We start from the raw sequence: 17,806 nt of genomic DNA on the forward strand, positions 1-17,806 counted from the left end.
AAGCAAGATCAAAAGCCGTCAGTTTTTGAAAAACATGAAAACTGACGACTTTTTTGAAAGGTATGAATAATTCAGGAATATATTTGGTATATAATTCGGGAATTGTATTTACCTTTATTTGCAAGTGTGTTATTGTAAGGCTTGTCTTGTTTCAACACGAAGGTCAGTGACCTCATTGCGGGTCGTTTTAGAAACGGAGTTTAGTGCATGTATCGGTATTTTGTTCAACCACAGTTTAACCAGGGTACGCAATCACTTTTTGGCTACGAGCTATTAATTCGTGAATATCAAGGTGATCACTGGGGACTGCCGGTTAACTTTTCTGATATCGCTGCAGACGTCCAAACCGACCTCTTATTAGGTATCGCAGACCAGCTTAAATTAAAAATTCCAACAGTCGCCTTCAATGTCAACCGAACGCAGTTTTTGGATGCGGACATGACGGCGCAACTGATTGCCATTCAAGTGGCCATTTCACCCCTTCACCTGATGATTGAAGTAACGGAAGAAGCGCAGGATTGTACAGCAACGCCGGAGCAGTTGCGTCGCCAAATTGCGTTATACCACCATCACGGCATTCAAATTAGCCTTGATGATATTGAAAGTGGCGGTAATGTGTTAGCCAAGATTCGGCACCTCCTGGCTGAAGTCGATGAAATTAAGTTTGCCATGCAGAACTTTCGTCGGGCCCACCGTGAAGCTGAGATTCCCAGTCAGTTGGCCTATTGGCAACGGGTCGCCAACTTTTACCACGTGCAACTTGTTGTCGAAGGCATCGAAAACGCCGCTGATGAAGTATTACTCGATCAATTAGGGTTGCAGTTGCGCCAAGGTTACTATTACGGTAAACCGCACCTGTTTCCTGAGGTCCGCTAATTAGATTTCAGAATGACTTTCTAACAATTATAAAAATCACTTACAAAAGTAAGCGCCCAAATTCCGGTTTCGGAGTTTGGGCGCTTATTTAATGGTTTAGGCGAGGACTAACCTTACCCGTTATGTAATACTACGCGAGGTGGCGTGCTAGTTTCGCTCTAATTTCCCCCAGTGAACGAGGGCCAATAACAGCATCAACGATCTGGCCATCTTTTTTGATCAACATCGTTGGCGTACTCTGAACCCCAATTAGTCGCGCAACTTGAGGCTGCCGATTAACTGTCAGACTCGTAAACTTAACTTGTGACCCAAACTGTTCCGTTTGTGCCAACTGGGTTAAAATATGATCCATCGTCGTACAGCCCGGACAAAAATCCGACCGAAAGTCAACGACCACCACCCCGGTCTGGGTTTCAGTCGCATATGATTCATCTTGAATCGCTTTGATACCAACTGTCATCAAACCACCTCCTGATTCAATCTGGTTACAATTTGTTAGTGATTTATTTTAGTCGCTTTGGGTTTCAAATGCAACTGATCGTCGTTCAGACGCCGTTTATCGTTTCACTTTGAAATAGACAGCCCTAACAAACCCGACTATACTAATCATAGAATCCAATTTCGATCCGGGAGGTGCGCCATGCTGACAACGTTTGAAATTAACACGGCTTTTTCGCAACATCGCCCCCTGCTCTGGGTACACGGCAACCGCGCTCAGCAAGTTACATTATTACCGCTACCGATTCAGCATCCGCACAAGGTCATTACCACTGTCACAGTCTGCCATGTCGTTTCAACTGACCAACAACTGATTACGATTCGGCCCGAAACGACCACGATTGAAATCATCATCGACCGGCGCCAACTTTTTCAAGATCGTGATCACCTCCTTCAAAACTTGTTGCAGCGATTTCAACGAAATGCTGCGCGTGAACATCAACTTGCTGCGCTTATCGCCCCGTTGCCAATTAACCCCGATTTGACCCAACGTTGGGCAAACCGAGTCGCGCAATTAATGATGCAACACGGTCTCCAACTTCCCTATCGTGGTTTTGATAACGCGCAGTCTCAAGTTCGCGCAATTCAACCCATCCTACCAATCATTCAAGCTGGTTTAACGCACGGACAGACACCTTCGACCATCGCAAAAGTGATCAGCCATCTGGACAATCTTCAAAGTTTACTACACGTTGCGGATTGTTATCTCGAAACCGATACAGACTGTCGACTGGCCAACATTCTTCACCGACTATACCCTAACGCCGACCATTACGAATTTAGCCGCACACTCATTCAAATCACACAACTAATTTTCAAAACCGATCCAGCACTTGCACAACAGCTCAGACAATAACTTCCCTCAACTAAAGTCACTGATTACCGACTGATGCGCCATCGGTAATGGTGTCTTTTTTAACTGACCAGCACTAACCGGGGTTATCAAATTCGATTTCGACTCAATTTGAAACCGATTTCAGTTATAACACCTTCAAAAAATGACCATATTCCGTTATAACATTTTCAATAATTATGCAAAATAACTAAAAATAGTGAAATATATGCAACATTTTCTCCATTTTACTGAATAAAATGTTAAAATAGCATTAATATCTATTTTGAATCGACTGGAGATGATGGACTTGCTTGATTCACAATTTATTCCAACCGCATACAAGCAGCACCAAGTGCTCTTTGTCGTCAAAACGGTTGTTTATGCTCAGATTCGTCAGACACCGCTCTCGCCGGATCTTTACACGACTGGCATCATTCAGATACAGTTGGTTTCAGATCACACAATCACTAGAAATCAAGCGACTTATTGCAACGCGATTGCACTAGCCCATCCTGATCAACCGATTCTGGTCAACTTAACGCACGTTTTCGAAACGCAACATGACGCAGTTTTAGCGATTCAAACACTGGCCAGACAAACACAATTAGCCGCTAATCCACAGCAAGACATGACTGAGGCCCAAATTCTCGCGCAAATGACACAAATTATTCACGAGACTGGCCTAACCCTTCGGCGAACTCGTTATCAGCGCAACGCAGTGATCAATGAACCGGTGGTACCGGATGCAAAAGCCTTATACCCGTTGATTCAGGCCAGTTTGAAGGACAGTCAAACGGTGCCCGAAATTCGAGGTTATCTGGCCGCACTCTGGCACCTGTATCTGACGGTCCAAACCGATGCCACGTCATCAACAGCTACGCCTGATCAGCTTCGGTTAATCAGCCATCTCACCCGATACTTCAGCGCAGACGAGCGGCAAGATGCGCTCGTCATTGCCGGACAGGTCGCCACGATTATTTTCCGCAAATACGCCCGACTAAACGAACAGCTTATCCGGTTATCGTGACGAGTCGGACTAATTGACTTTGACTAGTTTTTCGGTAATACTCACCCCAAAACCCTTTGGAGGTGACAACATGTTACACAAAACTGAATTGGAGTACGACGCAAACAATCACTTATTTTTGAATGCCTATCATGATGATGCCCAACCCTACCTCGGACTTTTAATTGACATCCACGGTGGCGGTTGGTTTCGCGGCGACAAAGACAAGGACGCGGATTGGGCCACTCGACTTGCGCAACTCGGTTATGAAGTTTTGGTACCAAACTACCGGCTAACCCCTCAAGTTTTCTATCCTGAGCCGTTGCGCGACATGGACACGTTGATGACTTGGATTGCCACCAGCGACTTTAATCAAATGCCAATTGGTGTGGTGGGATCTTCCGCTGGTGGTAACATGGCAGTTGAACTGGCGATTCGCTATGGCGTGCCTGCAGTGTCGCTATCTGGCATCTTAGATATCGATGACTGGCTGACACAACACCAAGCCGTTGAGGCCGCTCCAGGTGATTTGGACCGCTTTAATCAACAAGCTAGCGCGGCCATCAATCAAACCGGCAGTAATGACGCTTTCTACAAGTGGTTCGTTTTAAACTACTTTAACCAACGGACTGATGAACTGAGAGCGGCTACCCCTGTCCACCGAATCAATGCTACTACGGGACCACTTTTTTTAGCCAACTCACTAGCGGAATTCGTCCCAACGAGTGGTGTTTTAAAATTGGCTGACGCGTTAACCGTTGCCCAAGTTCCTTTTGTGCTCAATGTGTTATCAGGCAACCGCCACGCTAAAGGATACTTAGACGATATTTTCCCACAGATCACCGCGTTTTTAGCCACCTATTTGGTTGATCAACGTCCCAAACCACGATTAGCAACTGAATAAGGTTATCAAATCATTTCGGCCCTCTTGGATACCATGCTGTGGTATTCTGGAGGGCGTTTTTATACTGCTGCGCAATCAACAATCGTCATTCGTCCACAAAACCGAGAAAGGAACCTCATCCGCCTACCTTTTCAACAATGACACCTCGATGTATGATAAGGACACTAAATCATTCTTTGGAGGAGAATAATAGTGAACCATTCCCGTGTTGAAGCATTTACCGATGCTGTTGTCGCCATTATCATGACCATTATGGTATTGGAGTTCAAAACCCCAACATCACCTGCATTTTCAGCAATTATCGCTGATGCGCCCTATTTATTTGCTTACATTGTCAGTTTTCTCTTCGTTGGCGTTGCTTGGTACAACCACCACTACATGTTCGCCATTGCGACCCACTTAACCAAGCGAGTTTATTGGGTCAATAACGCCTGGTTACTGGCGATGTCGTTCCTACCAGTCGCTACCGCTTGGGCCGGTGAGTATCTAAATGAACGAGGTCCCGAATACTTTTACCTCGGCGTTTTCTTCATCTGGAGCATCGCTTATTGGTGGTTAACTCGCGTACTGATTGCCGAACACCGTGGTACCTCGGTTGCTGAAAAATTAGCCGCCATGCCACCATACCGGTTTATGAACAGTTGGCAATTACCCACGTTTACGGCGATTTTAGCGGTGCTGGTCTACTTTTTCCCACCAGCCTGTCTGATTGCAACACTGGGTGAATTGGTCTATATGGCACTGCATACTAGCCCGGATAGTGATCAAGTTGTATAACAGCGTGCGGTGCGAATCGGTTAGAAGACAGTGTGAAAGCCGCATCAATTAAAAATCCACACTTTCTTCTACAATATAAAAAGCACTGCGAACACCCACTTTGGCGTGCTTGCAGTGCTTCTTTGCTGTGCAGTTATTGAATCTCATGTGGTTTCCCATAGTAGTCACCTTGCCGCAATGCAATCTCGTGGTCATCCAACAACGCTTCGTCTTCTGCGGTTTGAACCCCGGTCGCAACGTAGCGTAAATTGTAGTCTTGAACCTCAGTTTGCCAAGCTTGAAACCGGGTTTCTAATTCAGGATCGGTTTGAAGATCGCGGAAATCGGCCATGTGGAACTTCACTTCTTGGGCTAATGGCAATAACGTTGCCACATTGGCAATGTTGGTTTGGTTAAGCGAAACGCCATCCAAACTCAACTCGATGCCGTGTTCGGTATACGTTTTGAGTTGAGCGGTCAACTGGGCCATATCAACGTCATCAGTTAACGTTGTCGTGTCCAATTCAACGACAAATTTAACGGGTAACAATTCTGGCTGTAAGTTAAATAAGGTGGTTGCCATTGCCGGATTCAAAATCTGTTCTGGCGACAGGTTAAATGACACAAAGTTAACCTTCAACGCTAACTTCTGGGCTGTTAGCTTTAACAAAATCGCCTGAATCCCGACAATGATTTTACTATAATCAAGTGGTGCAACCCAATTACCCGCATCATATTCACGGATGATAAATTCATACCCGTACAATGAACCGGTAAAGTGGTCTAATTGTGCTTGAACAAAGTATCGATACATTTGCTTATCCCCCTAACAATTCATTGGTTAACGTCCTCAACGACATTACCAAACTTGTAGTCGACGTTTGCGTACAGTCACTCATCACCTTGAGTGGCTGTGGTGATCAACGCCGACTGACCGTGTGCGCCAGTACTCCTCCAATTGGCCACAAGGTACCTCTATTATTATACGTCAAAATGAATGATGACACACCCGTTGTGCGTCTCAAAATAGTGAACTTTTTTGTAAATTGTTAGAACGAAATCTTGTAAAAACAACTTTACACACTTATTTTAATAGTTAAATAATCAAAAATTACTCATTTTGTACTCACCAGCATTTTCCTCGCTTCAAATTGGCGACATCATTTGGAAGACTTAACGATTTGCCACGCCGTACTCACGCTAATCCCACACGCCATCGCAATCTGCCTGTAAGTCCGCCCCGTTGCACGCAATTCCAGAACTTGCTGCTGATCAATTCGATGTGCAAGTTGGGGCGCCTGTTCGGTAGCGTGATCCGCGGTCTGATTCGACGATTCAGTTACTAACGGCTGTGGCTCAGTCAAACGTAAGACTTGTTTAGCCCGAACGTCTCGTAATCTCCGAATCACCTCGTGGGTCGTGAGTGCATCCCAAAGCGCATCATGCGGCGTTGGATTGATCACGTTCAACAGACCAGCAACCCCGCTTAACGGTAAATCATAGTGATTATTTTGGCGGCCAACGTTACTTCGATTGATCACATCACTCATATATTGAGAGCCATCGAATACCTGCAGCGGTTGTTTCAAAACGGCTTGTTCGGCTGCATTGAAGGCATCATAGTGTACCGTGAATAAGTTGATCAGGTACTTTAAATCGTTCGCCTGATTCCAAAACACCAGTGGCAGGCCAGGCTGCAGCACGACCTCAATTACCGCTCGCAAAACATCGATAATGGCCGCTTCACGCCGATACTCAGCTAACGAGAGGCCCGTCTTTTGTAATCCAATCAGCGTTTGAGCAGCCGAAAAATGCGAATTATCCAAATACCGGTTGAGATAAGTCGTCGTTCGGTGCCCATCCGCAAACCCCAACGCACTAATTTGAAAAATACTCTGATTAACGCCATCAACCGTCACCTGCTGTAATAGTTGGTCGCTACCGGCTTGCTGTGTGCGGTAGTAGCTGCCAAACTCACAATCAACCACAATGTACCGTGCCGGAATTTCGGTCAACTGTTGGCAAGTCATGATTAACTGCGCTGGCATCGGTTGGTCGATTTTGGGCAGTGATGGATAACCTAATTCCATTAACCAATCGACATCCGTCAGTTCTGCTGGTTTGTGCCCAATTCGATTGATCTTACCGGTACCTAGAATCAATGGTTTAGTTTCAGAAAAGGCAATCTGGACCTGTTCCCGAGCGTTACACGTGATGCCGACCACTAAGTTCGTCACTTTCGCCATTACCGTCAGCTGACGGTCAGTCAGTTTTAACACCGGCCAGCCCACTAAATATAAGTAACGGCCATCATTTGGTGTTTGTCGTTCGATCAATGCAATTTGCATGCGTTCTTTGCCACTCCGTTCACTTGCGTTTTTGCACATTATCACAGATTAACTTCATATAACAAGCGAACATCTCGTTTGACTGAACGACTGAGTGGGTACACCAATTTGGACAAAAAAACCGGTGTTCAGAAACACACCAGTTCGCTTTTTTGTTAGCGATTACATTCATTGGGCTATTAAAAGGTCACCTTAAACCGATGGTACCTCCACCTGAGCAAGCTGCCATTCAGACTGATCAGCAATCGTTCGCCGTTGACTCACCCGCGCTAAATGCGCTTCAATGCTTCGATTCGTAGCTTTTCGCAATCCGCAACTTTGATGAAACGGCCGGTGCTTGACCTGCGACTGCCAGTACTGAATATCTTCAGCAATTCGCAACCGATCTTCGTCTCGATAATCGTGCTTCAGGTACCCTTCAACCGAAGTGAATGCCGCTGTATGCCACGCATTATCACCAATAAACTGACTTCGCGTTGGCACCCAATCGCCAGCCACTTCTCGAGAAACTTGAAAGATTCGTTGGACTTGCCCCACGCCATATGGTGGTAGGACATCATCCGCCATTCCCGGATGATCATATAGGTACGGTGCCAAGGGAATGACGATCAACGCCGTGGTTAAATGCCGTTGCCCCTTTGGATCAATGTTTAAGCCGAATTGTAAATCATCTGATAATCGGTAATTCAACAAACTCCCATCTGTCCGCTGAACCGTTACACACCAAAGATAGTCTGTCATACAACACGCCCCCTAATCTACTGATTGATAATCGTTTTGATTATCGACCATTTTATCATACAATTCCGGCTTTGGTTATTGAAAATAGGTTCTGGGGATCTTTTCATGGCATGGATGATCATTTTCAAAGTTTTACGATTACACTGTTTGCATAAAATCAATTGGTAATGAATCACTTAGAAGTAATTTTACCTAGATACACCAAACCCGTTTTGGTGAACTCAATATGTCACATGCCGGTTTAGATAACATGATTAAGTCGTTTTATACATTAGGGGTCGTTTCTCTATGATACAATTAATTGTCCATACAAATTTAAGAAGTGTTTTTAATATTCTGTCACAAAATGGAGTTGATCCCGTAATGAATTTTGAACAATTACGCTACGCTGAGGTTTTAGCACATCATAAGTCAATGCAAAAAGCTGCAGATGCATTACATATCAGTAAGTCAGGGTTAAGCATTGCCATTAGTCAGCTAGAATCAGAACTTGGTGTTCAACTATTTGATAAATCAGCCAATGGTACTAAATTGACAACGGAAGGCTGTCAGTTACTCTCGTCGATCTCGAATATTCTTCATTATAAAAATCAGCTTGAAAGTACCGCCTCAGTCGTAGCCGATTTTCGAAAAAATCAGTACGTCTCGATTCAATACATGAATAGTATTCCAAAAGCCGTCATTAACACTTTCGTTAAAGGTTACTTAAATCAGTATTCTCAGCTACAGCTTGATATCAGACGCCGAGCATTCAGTTCAATTGTTCAGCAGGTGACCGAACAAAAAATCGATGCCGGGTTCGTAGCACTCAACACCTTTTCCAATAATGCGATTGCTCATTTAAAATTTACACCGGTCAGTACAAGTAAGCTGGTTCTCAAATGTTCACCCGAAAATCCCCTCAATCATTTAGGGCGCCCAATGACTCTAGATGATCTAAAAGACCAAAAATTCAGCCTATTTAGCGATGAATTTGATAATCAATTATTTGGTCAGCTACAAGCTCAAAGTGGTCCACTATCGCTGGTAACACGAGTTGATGACACGTGGGCAATGGCACAGGTAGTTACTCAACTAAATACCGTTTGTTTTGGTTTGATTTCTGAAGATACGATGTCAAATACTGACGAATTTTCCGACTTAAACTGGATCGATATCAGTAGTATTATTGACGACGCTTTTGTTCTAGGTTGGCTGACTAATCCGGATCATGTTTTTCCAGAACAAGCGCGTCATTTAATCGATAGCCTTAATCACTAACAAAAAAAGAATGCCCTTGCTATGAGGCATTCTTTTTATTATAAAAGTAAATCATTTCGCTGCGGAGCTTGCAGCATCACCCTGCTTAACTTCAAGCAGCTTTCTAAGATAATCCATACCACGGACAGTGAAGAGGTTGCCAATCGTCATTGTCTTCAGTAAACCCGGCGTCAGATGAGCGGCAGCAACAGATTTTTCGGTGAATTCCAAGAAAATATCATCGGCATGCCCTGTTTTGATTTTTTCAGCAATTTGAGGATCGATCAGGGTTGCTCGGCCTAGCGCCACAATATCAACATCCTTCAAGGCATCATTCATCTTTGCAACCGTATTGATCCCACCAGCAATCATGAGTAAAGTTGGTGCTTTCACTTTAGCACCTAACAACTGGGCAAAATTCTGATCAGAATCAGTTGGTGTCTTGGTGTAATCTAAAGTTGATAAGTGGATATAGTCAAAGTCAAATAATTCAGTCAATTGTTCAACTAGTTGTTGTGACTCATGCCAGGTATAACCAATGTTTTCACCATGAATTTCGTCCGGACTGATTCGATAACCAACGATAAAGTCATCTGGGGCATACACTTTAACGACTTTGAAGACTTCTCGTGCAACTTCGATTGCAAAATTCATCCGGTTAGTTAAGTTTCCACCCCAGAAATCGGTCCGTTTATTGGAGTATGCGGAGAAAAACTCTTGAAGCAGATAATGATTGGCACCGTGAAGTTCGATCCCATCAAATCCACAATCAATGGCCCGCTTTGTGGCAGCGCCAAAATCATGAACGATATCCCACACTTCGTCTTCCGTTAATTCATGCAGTGGATAATCGATCCAAGGGAAGTCCATCTTTGTTGGTACATCGACCCGACCGCCTAATTCATAACGTTGTTTAGCTTCACGCCCAGAATGAACCAGTTGCAAAATTGCCTTATTACCATCTTTTTTAAGTTCATCAGCAACCCGTTTCAATCCAGGTTTGAAATCATCATTGTAGATAGCCAACTGTTGTCGATCAGTTGATGAAGAACGTGATGGTCCCCCATTTAGGCTAACACTCGTGTATTCTACGATAACCATGCCGGCCGATTTAGAACGTGCGCCGTAATAGTCAATCATATCTTGACTAACCTTTTCGTCCACACCACTACTGGACAGCATTGGTGATTGAGCAATTCGCGTATCAATCGTTGCACCATGTCTAAAAGTGACTGTATCGGTGAGTTTTTTCATATTCATAAGCCTCCATATATTTGATACTTCAAGTATATCTTTTCACATGTGCTGTGGGAATTTCGAAAAACTTGCCAGTGTGTTCAAATATACTCAACACTTAATTGGCATCTCTGAACTAACGATCGCGCTATCTTCGAAACAAACCGGCCAATTTTAGCAAACAACTTCTTTGCTGAATTTTGCTGCATAAAACAAAAAAGCCCGCTAACTTGAAGTTAGCAGACTTTCATTTAAGATACCCGATGCAATTCACTTAAGCGGGTGACGGGAATCGGACCCGCGACACAAGCTTGGGAAGCTTGGATTTTACCACTAAACTACACCCGCAATTAACAACAGAAATAATCTTATCATATAAACCGCACTTTGTCAGCCCTTTTTTGCATAAAAATGAGTTTTTTTCAGAAAAGATGGTTTCCGTTGCTGAAATGACTAGTTATATCTGAACTCGATGCGCGGTTTATTCAGCCTTAACCTTAGCGGGTTTTGCTGGTTGCGCATCGTCTTTCCGGACGATTGCCCGGTTGTTAAGTTCACCAACCAGAATTCGATCTTCTGGATCAAAACTAAGAATATGAATGAGTACTGAGTTTTCATAAACCTTCTCAATTTCGCCTTCGAAATCGTGCTCAAAGGAACCGAACTTTTTGCCCTTTACGTAATCGCCAATCTTGTGTTCTTCTGCCATTGGTTGTGTGTCCTCCACTTAACATGATGAGAAAGATAATACCAAATTCAACTTGAGAATACAAGGATTTTTAAGGGTTTTTAAAATTATTTTGTGTAATCGCTTACTTAAACTGGCTATCTCGGGTTTTAATCGCACTTTTTCAATTTTATTAGACACGGTTCTAGTTACTAGTTTCAAACATTGTCTAAAAAGTTAAATAATTTCTGTGTTCCACCAAAGCCAGTCGTCGCTAACCGATCGAACATGGTACACTTAATTTAAACCGGTAGCGACCAGCGCTGCCAACAACTGATTTCAAGGACGTGACTGTCATGTGGCTTCTCATTCACTTTATTAGTTTAATTCTATTAATTCCGTTCACGATCATTGGCCTGAGTCGCCATTCAGAAAAACGAATTGCCCAATTTTTGATTCTTAATCGATTAGTTTACCTCTCGCTACTCATTAGTGGTGTGGTCTTAGTGATCCGTACCTTCCAACACGCGCCAATGCTGGTCAGCTTTAAGGCCCTGCTCGAAGTGTTCGTGGTGATTTTAATTGAACTCACTTTTGGGCGTAAACAGGAGCGGTCCCTCTCAAAACGGTGGTTGACTGGTTTCATGATTTTAGTGCTCTTAACTGCCGCATTAGGGATTTGGTTAACGTTGCAATCAATCTAATTCACAGACAAATAAAGCGGGTATCAGACGTTCGCACTTGTGCGACGCTTGATACCCGCTTTATTTGTCTGTGAATTTTGATGTGTTGGTCTGCTCTATAGCTCAGCTTTTCCTCGCGCCTTCAACGCCAACGCCAAGGAACGATCCACCAAGACCGACTGTGCATCGACAATCGGCATATTCGTGATGGGTTCGCGTTCCTGAGCTAAGGAAAGTTCCGTACAGCCAAGGATCACAACATCCGCACCACTCTCATCAAACATCTGTTGGACAAGGCCGTGAAAGAGCTCACGATCAACGTGATCGTTATCCTTGATGTCATCATAAATTAAATGATTGGTTTTGGCTTGAACAGCCTTACTTGGCCGTAGAAATTCGTAGCCGGCCGCCATGATTTCTTCATCATAAATGTGGTCTTCAATCGTGCCCTGAGTGGCAACAATGCCCACCTTTTTGGCTGCTGGATACTTGGACTTGATCTCAGCCACAGCTTCTCTTGGCATGTGCAGAATCGGAATATCCGTCACCGCCGTCAACGCGTCGTAGAAGTAATGGGCTGTATTACACGGCAACGCGAAAAAATCGGGTCCTAACGCGCTTTGTTGCTTGAAGTCGGCCTGTAACACCGGTTCCGGGTTCGGCTGGCCGTGGTCCATAATATACGCTGTTCGGTCTGGCACCGTGGCGTGATTGACTAGAATGTAATTTAAATAGTCCTGATCCTGATGGGCTGGTGTGCGAAGGTTAAGCTGATGCACGTAACTTTCGGTTGCCATAGTCCCCATACCACCAATAATCGTAAAAAAGTGTTCCATCTCGCATCACCCTTTGTTTTCAGCGAAGTAACGGTCAAAGTTTTTCGTGTAGTTATGGTTCATCCATTTAATCAATGCCCAACGCTTAAGGTTCATATCCTCACTGTATTCGTAAGTCGTGCCGTAACGATGAGCCGCAATCAGCTTCAAAGCCCGTTCCTTATCGGCGTTTTCACGCGCATACTTCTTGAAGACCTTCACGGGAACCCCAAGCCAAAGTGCGTGCTTTGATTCATCTTGGTTGCCGTACACCGTTGGTTGATCGGCTAAATCTTGTTTGACGTAGTCTTTAACGACCCAGTCGGCCAAGTTATAGCCATTCAGCGTGACGAAGAAACTGCTCCGACCTTGACGAAGGTTGATTTCAAACAACTTGAACGTGTTGTCCCGTGAGTCGTATTTCATATCAAAGTTAGCATAACCTGTGAAGTCGATGGCTTCCAAGAACGTCTTGATCTGCTGGTAGATGGCCTCGTTATATTCCGGCAAGATGGCGACGTAGTTTCCGATAGCGGATGGTGCTGGATCTTCCAACAATGGGTGTCCCAGGCACATCATCTTCACGTGGTGGTGTTGGTCAACGTAGGCGTTCAACACCCGCATGTTGCTGTCATCACCAGGAATAAAGTCTTGGAGGATGAAGTCGCCGGTATACCCGTTAGCGTATGAGGCATCCAAGATTTTATCGAACTCAGCCCGTGATTGGATCCGGAAAGCCTTCTTTCGGCCTTCAAAGTGCACATCCAACCAAGCAACAGAATCAGCTGGCTTCAACGCAACCGGGTAATCAAACGGCTGATCAACCACCGTTTGGCTGTCGTGTTGGTCCTTTGAAATCGTCCGCGTTGCCGGGTATGGCAACCCGTATTGATCACAAATTTCGTAGAAGCGTTCCTTGTTGTTCAAATGCTTCAATAAATCATAATCAATGTACGGGCAAACAAAGACGTCTGATAACTCATCCTTGTGCTTCGCAATCAATTCTGCGTAACCATCACCACAACCAATCAAAATTACTGGTTCTTTGTGGTCGCGGTAACGCTCCTTGATTTTGCGCATGCTATCGATCCAAACGGGATCCTCACTGAACCCGTCGATCAATTCCAGATCGACGACCTTCGTGTAACGCGTTGGTGCCAGTTGAATCGAGGCAATTGCCTTAACGGGACGGTGATAGAGTTGGTACAGTGAACGTGCCATTCCGTAGACGTTAAAATCACTTCCCAATAAAATCGGGGTAAATTCTGGTGTTTGTTGCATGTTAAAGCTCCTTCACAGCATTTTTCGCAATCGTGACATCGGTTGGGTACGGCGTGTTGACACCATTTACCTTTTGGTAGGCGTCCTCACCCTTCCCGGCCAGCACCACGATGTCGTCTGGGGTACTCATGTTAATGGCCGTTTCAATGGCCGTTTGGCGATCCATCACAAACTGAACCGCAACCCGGTCGTGATCAATATGGGCGTCGATGGCGTCCGCAATCACTTTAGGGTCTTCATAACCGGGATCATCCGTCGTTAAAATAGCCACGTCAGCTTCTTCACTAAGCGCTTTACCAAAGCCTTCACGACGGCTAACACCCTTGTTACCAGTACTGCCGATCACAACAATCACTTTACCGGCGTGGGTCTGTTGGTGTAAGAATTGCAGCAATGCCTTTAAACTTGCATAGTTATGTGCATAATCGATGTAAATTGTACCGTGATCAGGACTCGTGACCATTTCCATCCGACCAGGGACGTGAACATCGACCAATGCTTGTTTGATTTCAGTTGACTGAGCCCCTGATAACGCCCCTGCCATAATGGCACTAACAGCGTTACTTTCGTTGTAGTCCCCTGGCACGTGCAGTTCGTAGGTTTCATCAAGCGCTAGTGCTTTAGCTTTATCGGATAAGGCCGTCACCGCAAAATCACTTTGGTGAAGGTCCTCATTCACGTTCTTAAACGTGACGTCAAGGTCGAGTGGCAGTGCCAACTCAGCCCCCTCACGTGCGTACAGGTAGATTTGTTCCGGCTCAGTCGTTGCCTTCGCCGTTTGGTAAACATCCAGTAATTGGGCAGTCTCGGCGTTAATGATGCACGTCCGGGAGTTCACCAGTAACTGTTCTTTACAATGCAGATAATCCGCAAAGGTTGGGTGTTCATTTTCACCAATGTGATCTGGTGTGATGTTTAAAAAGATTCCGACGTCAAAGGTCAGCCCGTACACCCGATTTTTTTTGTACGCCTGAGAGGAAACTTCCATCACGAGGTGAGTCATGCCATTGTCAACAGCTGCCCGCATATCGTGAAATAGGTCCAACGATTCTGGGGTGGTTAAATCTGACTTAAACTTATCCGCTGGTGCGTTGCCGACAATACGGTCAATCGTTGAAAATAACGCCACGTGATCGTCGGTATGTTGTTTTTCAATGTGATAAGTGAAGTACGACGAGGTTGTCTTCCCCTTAGTGCCCGTAAAGGCAATGATAAAGAGGTCGTTTTGCGGATAACCGTAAAAGGCCGCCCCCAACAACGCCATCGCCTTTTGAATATTAGTCACAATAATGCCAGTCAGGCCAGCGCCCGCTTCGTCATACGCGGTTTCAGCAACGTAGGCTGTTGCCCCCGCTGCCTTGGCACTCGCCAAATAAGCGGGTTTAAAATTACCTTTGCAAAAGAACAACGTGTCAGCGGTGACCTGTCGAGAATCGTAGGTCACGTGTTGGAACGTTTGCGTAGACGCTGGTTGCGTCGTTTGAATGAGTAATTGATGTTCGTTTAATAAAGTCAACGCTTGGGTCATATCAAGTGACATTGGCTTTGATTCATCTCCTAAATGCTGTTTCGTTAGGTCGCCGTTCATGACGACCCCAACAACAGTGCTTTCGTTAGCCCCAATAAGTGCTAACTCGATTGCGTTGCGTAGGCAAATCACCTACTTAGCGCACACTCCATTATTTCACGTTTGCTCGAAAAAAGAAACCGGCTTACGCCCGGCGACCGTAAATGGGTTGACGGGTGCAAGCCGGTTTCAATTAACTAGGCTCTAGTTAGCAACTGGAATCTTATCGATGTCCGTGCGACGAACCTTACTTACCGTATCCGCTGAAGTGTCTTCTGGAAAGTAAACTTGGTACCACAAGATAAAGGTGTAAATGGTAAAGATCTTTTGCATGCTAGACTTACCATTAATGTGTTCTTGTAAGATTTCAAGTAACGCATCCGTGTTAAAGAACTTCTTGGCAACGTCAGAGGTGAAGGCCTCTTCGATCCGAGTCCGGTACTTGTCTTCTTTGATCCAAGAAGCGATTGGTGATGGGAAACCTAACTTTTCCTTCTTAGCAACCCGTTCTGGGAGCTCAGAAAGTGCGGCCGTCCGCAGTGAAACCTTGGTTTCAGTCCCGCGAATCCGCGTCTTGATTGGCATCGTGGCTGCAAACTTAGCAACTTCTTTATCAACCAATGGCGTCCGAACTTCCAATGAGTTACACATACTCATCCGATCGGCCTTGTGCAAGATGTCGTAAGGTAACCAGGTGTTGATGTCAAAATACTGCATCTGAGTCATCTCATCCTTACCCTTAACATCATCAAAGATGTGCTTCGTGTAAGCCCCGGCATCCATGTTCAAGCTTGGATCCTTTAAGATTCGGTCACGATCATGGTAATCAAAGACGTAGTTGACCCGGTAGTAACGTTCGCTCAATGGTTGCGCCCCACGAACGAGGAACCGACGACCGTGGAACCGTGGTAGGTTAACCACAGCTGCGCCAAGCAACCGGCGAATGCCAGCTGGGACCCACTTTTGGTAGGTTTCAAATGGCTTGGCTTCAAGGTAGGTGTTGTAGCCACCGAAGAATTCATCGGCCCCTTCACCAGATAAGGCAACCTTCACGTGTTCGCGGGTCCCCTTTGAGAGGTAGTAAAGTTGCATAGCTGATGGGTTAGACAGTGGTTCGTCCATGTAGTACATGATGGTTGGTAGGATGTCAAAGTAATCGTCACCCGTCATGGTCAGAGGGGTGTTTTGTTGCTTGATTTCCTTGGCAAATTCGGTTGACCAGCTCAATTCACTGTATTTTGAATCATTAAACCCTAACGAGAATGATTGAATTGGCTTTAACTTGGCCGCTTCGTTCAAGACGTAGCTGGAATCGATCCCGCTTGACAGGAAACTCCCAACTTCAACATCGGCGATCATATGCGCGTCAACTGATTCGTCCACGATCTTGCGAATCTTCTTGGCGTCTTCTTCGATCGTTTGGTTTTCATCGATATGGTCGTAGTTGAACCGATAATATTCATGGGTCTCAGTTTGACCATTGTGGTGCAGGAAGTAGTGACCTGGCAATAACTTGAACACGTTTTTGAACATCGTATCCTTTGAAGGGATAAATTCAAAACTCAAGTGAATGGCCAACAGATCCTTGTTAAATTCTTTGTTGAACTTTGGGTGTTCCAAGAAGGCTTTAATTTCGGAAGCCCACAGGAACGTATCGCCGTCATCGTAGTAGTACAATGGCTTGATACCAAAGTGGTCACGGGCGCCAAAGACGTCACCGGTCTTTGAATCATAGATGACGAAAGCGTACATGCCCCGCAACTTTTGTAGCAGGTCAGCTCCCCAAGCATCGTAACCGTGAATCAGGACTTCTGAATCCACGTCAGTCCGGAATTCGTAACCGAGGTCTTGTAATTCCTTCCGAATATCTTGGTAGTTATAAATTTCACCGTTAAAGGTTAAAACTTTGGTTTGGTCTTGGTTATACATTGGTTGCTTACCGTGAGCAAGGTCAATAATTGACAACCGACGGAAGCCCATCGTAGCCTTGTCATCACTAAAGTAAGCCTCATCATCGGGTCCCCGGTGACGAATCCGGTTCGCCATTTTTACGATCGTATCACTTGGAACGCCTGATTGGTTAACATAACCAACGAATCCACACATGTTGATATCCCCTTTTTATCCTGCTATTTACGCTTACATTGTCGAAGGTCTCGGTGCGCCTTCTGTGATTACGGTGCGTGATCCTTGCCGACGACGCGTGGTCGATCGACCCGTAATCAAAAACATGCTTTATTTTAGCAAAAAATGGCGCACAATACTACTAAACATGTACTAGCATAACGTTTTCTTTAAGTGTCGCCAAATGAAAGCGCTACGATATTATTCAAACCCCAAATGCTGTATAATAA

Annotated in this window: 17 protein-coding genes and 1 tRNA gene; 7 read left to right on the forward strand and 11 right to left on the reverse strand. The window is 45.0% G+C overall.

The window, feature by feature from the left end; all coding sequences use genetic code 11:
- The first annotated feature begins 207 nt into the window (after positions 1-207).
- Positions 208-876 (forward strand): EAL domain-containing protein, encoded by a 669-nt coding sequence (locus ACYVR3_RS11950; protein WP_461244426.1) that lies wholly within the window; start codon positions 208-210, stop codon positions 874-876.
- 130 nt (positions 877-1,006) lie between these two features.
- On the opposite strand, the gene ACYVR3_RS11955 is transcribed toward ACYVR3_RS11950, so the two are convergent.
- Positions 1,007-1,336 (reverse strand): thioredoxin family protein, encoded by a 330-nt coding sequence (locus tag ACYVR3_RS11955; protein ID WP_461244427.1) that lies wholly within the window; start codon positions 1,334-1,336, stop codon positions 1,007-1,009.
- 180 nt (positions 1,337-1,516) lie between these two features.
- Between ACYVR3_RS11955 and ACYVR3_RS11960 the strand changes: the two genes are divergently transcribed.
- From ACYVR3_RS11960 to ACYVR3_RS11975, 4 genes are all read left to right on the forward strand, one after another.
- A complete protein-coding gene (locus ACYVR3_RS11960; RefSeq protein WP_461244428.1) occupies positions 1,517-2,230 on the forward strand; it encodes a hypothetical protein in 714 nt (237 codons plus the stop codon).
- A 286-nt stretch (positions 2,231-2,516) separates the two neighbouring features.
- The gene (locus tag ACYVR3_RS11965; protein ID WP_461244429.1) at positions 2,517-3,236 is read left to right on the forward strand and encodes a hypothetical protein; all 720 of its coding nucleotides are present in this window, start codon (positions 2,517-2,519) and stop codon (positions 3,234-3,236) included.
- A 70-nt stretch (positions 3,237-3,306) separates the two neighbouring features.
- Complete coding sequence (locus ACYVR3_RS11970) at positions 3,307-4,119, forward strand: alpha/beta hydrolase fold domain-containing protein (RefSeq protein WP_461244430.1); 813 nt, start codon at positions 3,307-3,309, stop codon at positions 4,117-4,119.
- A gap of 192 nt (positions 4,120-4,311) precedes the next feature.
- A complete protein-coding gene (locus ACYVR3_RS11975) occupies positions 4,312-4,896 on the forward strand; it encodes a TMEM175 family protein (protein WP_461244431.1) in 585 nt (194 codons plus the stop codon).
- A 133-nt stretch (positions 4,897-5,029) separates the two neighbouring features.
- On the opposite strand, the gene ACYVR3_RS11980 is transcribed toward ACYVR3_RS11975, so the two are convergent.
- The 3 genes from ACYVR3_RS11980 to ACYVR3_RS11990 all read right to left on the reverse strand — a co-directional run bounded on the left by ACYVR3_RS11980 (position 5,030) and on the right by ACYVR3_RS11990 (position 7,964).
- On the reverse strand, positions 5,030-5,689 hold the full coding sequence (locus tag ACYVR3_RS11980; protein WP_461244432.1) for an EAL domain-containing protein: 660 nt from the start codon (positions 5,687-5,689) through the stop codon (positions 5,030-5,032).
- A 346-nt stretch (positions 5,690-6,035) separates the two neighbouring features.
- Positions 6,036-7,223 (reverse strand): RNA polymerase sigma factor, encoded by a 1,188-nt coding sequence (locus ACYVR3_RS11985; RefSeq protein ID WP_461244433.1) that lies wholly within the window; start codon positions 7,221-7,223, stop codon positions 6,036-6,038.
- A gap of 192 nt (positions 7,224-7,415) precedes the next feature.
- A complete protein-coding gene (locus tag ACYVR3_RS11990) occupies positions 7,416-7,964 on the reverse strand; it encodes a DUF7679 family protein (protein WP_461244434.1) in 549 nt (182 codons plus the stop codon).
- 288 nt (positions 7,965-8,252) lie between these two features.
- Between ACYVR3_RS11990 and ACYVR3_RS11995 the strand changes: the two genes are divergently transcribed.
- Complete coding sequence (locus ACYVR3_RS11995) at positions 8,253-9,224, forward strand: LysR family transcriptional regulator (RefSeq protein WP_461244435.1); 972 nt, start codon at positions 8,253-8,255, stop codon at positions 9,222-9,224.
- A gap of 51 nt (positions 9,225-9,275) precedes the next feature.
- Here ACYVR3_RS11995 and ACYVR3_RS12000 read toward each other — a convergent pair whose 3' ends face one another.
- The 3 genes from ACYVR3_RS12000 to ACYVR3_RS12010 all read right to left on the reverse strand — a co-directional run bounded on the left by ACYVR3_RS12000 (position 9,276) and on the right by ACYVR3_RS12010 (position 11,148).
- Positions 9,276-10,457 (reverse strand): oxidoreductase, encoded by a 1,182-nt coding sequence (locus tag ACYVR3_RS12000; RefSeq protein ID WP_461244436.1) that lies wholly within the window; start codon positions 10,455-10,457, stop codon positions 9,276-9,278.
- Positions 10,458-10,716: 259 nt separating this feature from the next.
- Positions 10,717-10,787: transfer RNA gene (locus ACYVR3_RS12005), tRNA-Gly, on the reverse strand.
- Positions 10,788-10,920: 133 nt separating this feature from the next.
- Entirely contained in the window at positions 10,921-11,148 is a 228-nt protein-coding gene (locus ACYVR3_RS12010) for a hypothetical protein (RefSeq protein WP_054734769.1), read from the reverse strand.
- A gap of 314 nt (positions 11,149-11,462) precedes the next feature.
- On the opposite strand from ACYVR3_RS12010, the gene ACYVR3_RS12015 reads away from it, so the two are divergent.
- The gene (locus ACYVR3_RS12015) at positions 11,463-11,810 is read left to right on the forward strand and encodes a DUF1516 family protein (RefSeq protein ID WP_461244437.1); all 348 of its coding nucleotides are present in this window, start codon (positions 11,463-11,465) and stop codon (positions 11,808-11,810) included.
- Between the two features lie 95 nt (positions 11,811-11,905).
- On the opposite strand, the gene ACYVR3_RS12020 is transcribed toward ACYVR3_RS12015, so the two are convergent.
- From ACYVR3_RS12020 to asnB, 4 genes are all read right to left on the reverse strand, one after another.
- Positions 11,906-12,625 carry an aspartate/glutamate racemase family protein gene (locus ACYVR3_RS12020; protein WP_461244438.1) on the reverse strand — a complete coding sequence of 240 codons (720 nt, stop codon included), beginning with the start codon at positions 12,623-12,625 and terminating at the stop codon, positions 11,906-11,908.
- 6 nt (positions 12,626-12,631) lie between these two features.
- Positions 12,632-13,885, reverse strand: a complete 1,254-nt coding sequence (locus ACYVR3_RS12025; RefSeq protein WP_461244439.1) for a carboxylate--amine ligase — start codon at positions 13,883-13,885, stop codon at positions 12,632-12,634.
- A gap of 1 nt (position 13,886) precedes the next feature.
- Positions 13,887-15,425: a UDP-N-acetylmuramoyl-L-alanyl-D-glutamate--2,6-diaminopimelate ligase gene (locus ACYVR3_RS12030; RefSeq protein ID WP_461244468.1), complete on the reverse strand. Its 1,539-nt coding sequence runs from the start codon at positions 15,423-15,425 to the stop codon at positions 13,887-13,889.
- Positions 15,426-15,656: 231 nt separating this feature from the next.
- Entirely contained in the window at positions 15,657-17,558 is a 1,902-nt protein-coding gene (gene asnB, locus ACYVR3_RS12035; protein WP_057151730.1) for an asparagine synthase (glutamine-hydrolyzing), read from the reverse strand.
- Positions 17,559-17,806 lie beyond the last annotated feature (248 nt).

The organism is Secundilactobacillus muriivasis (genome assembly GCF_054785195.1).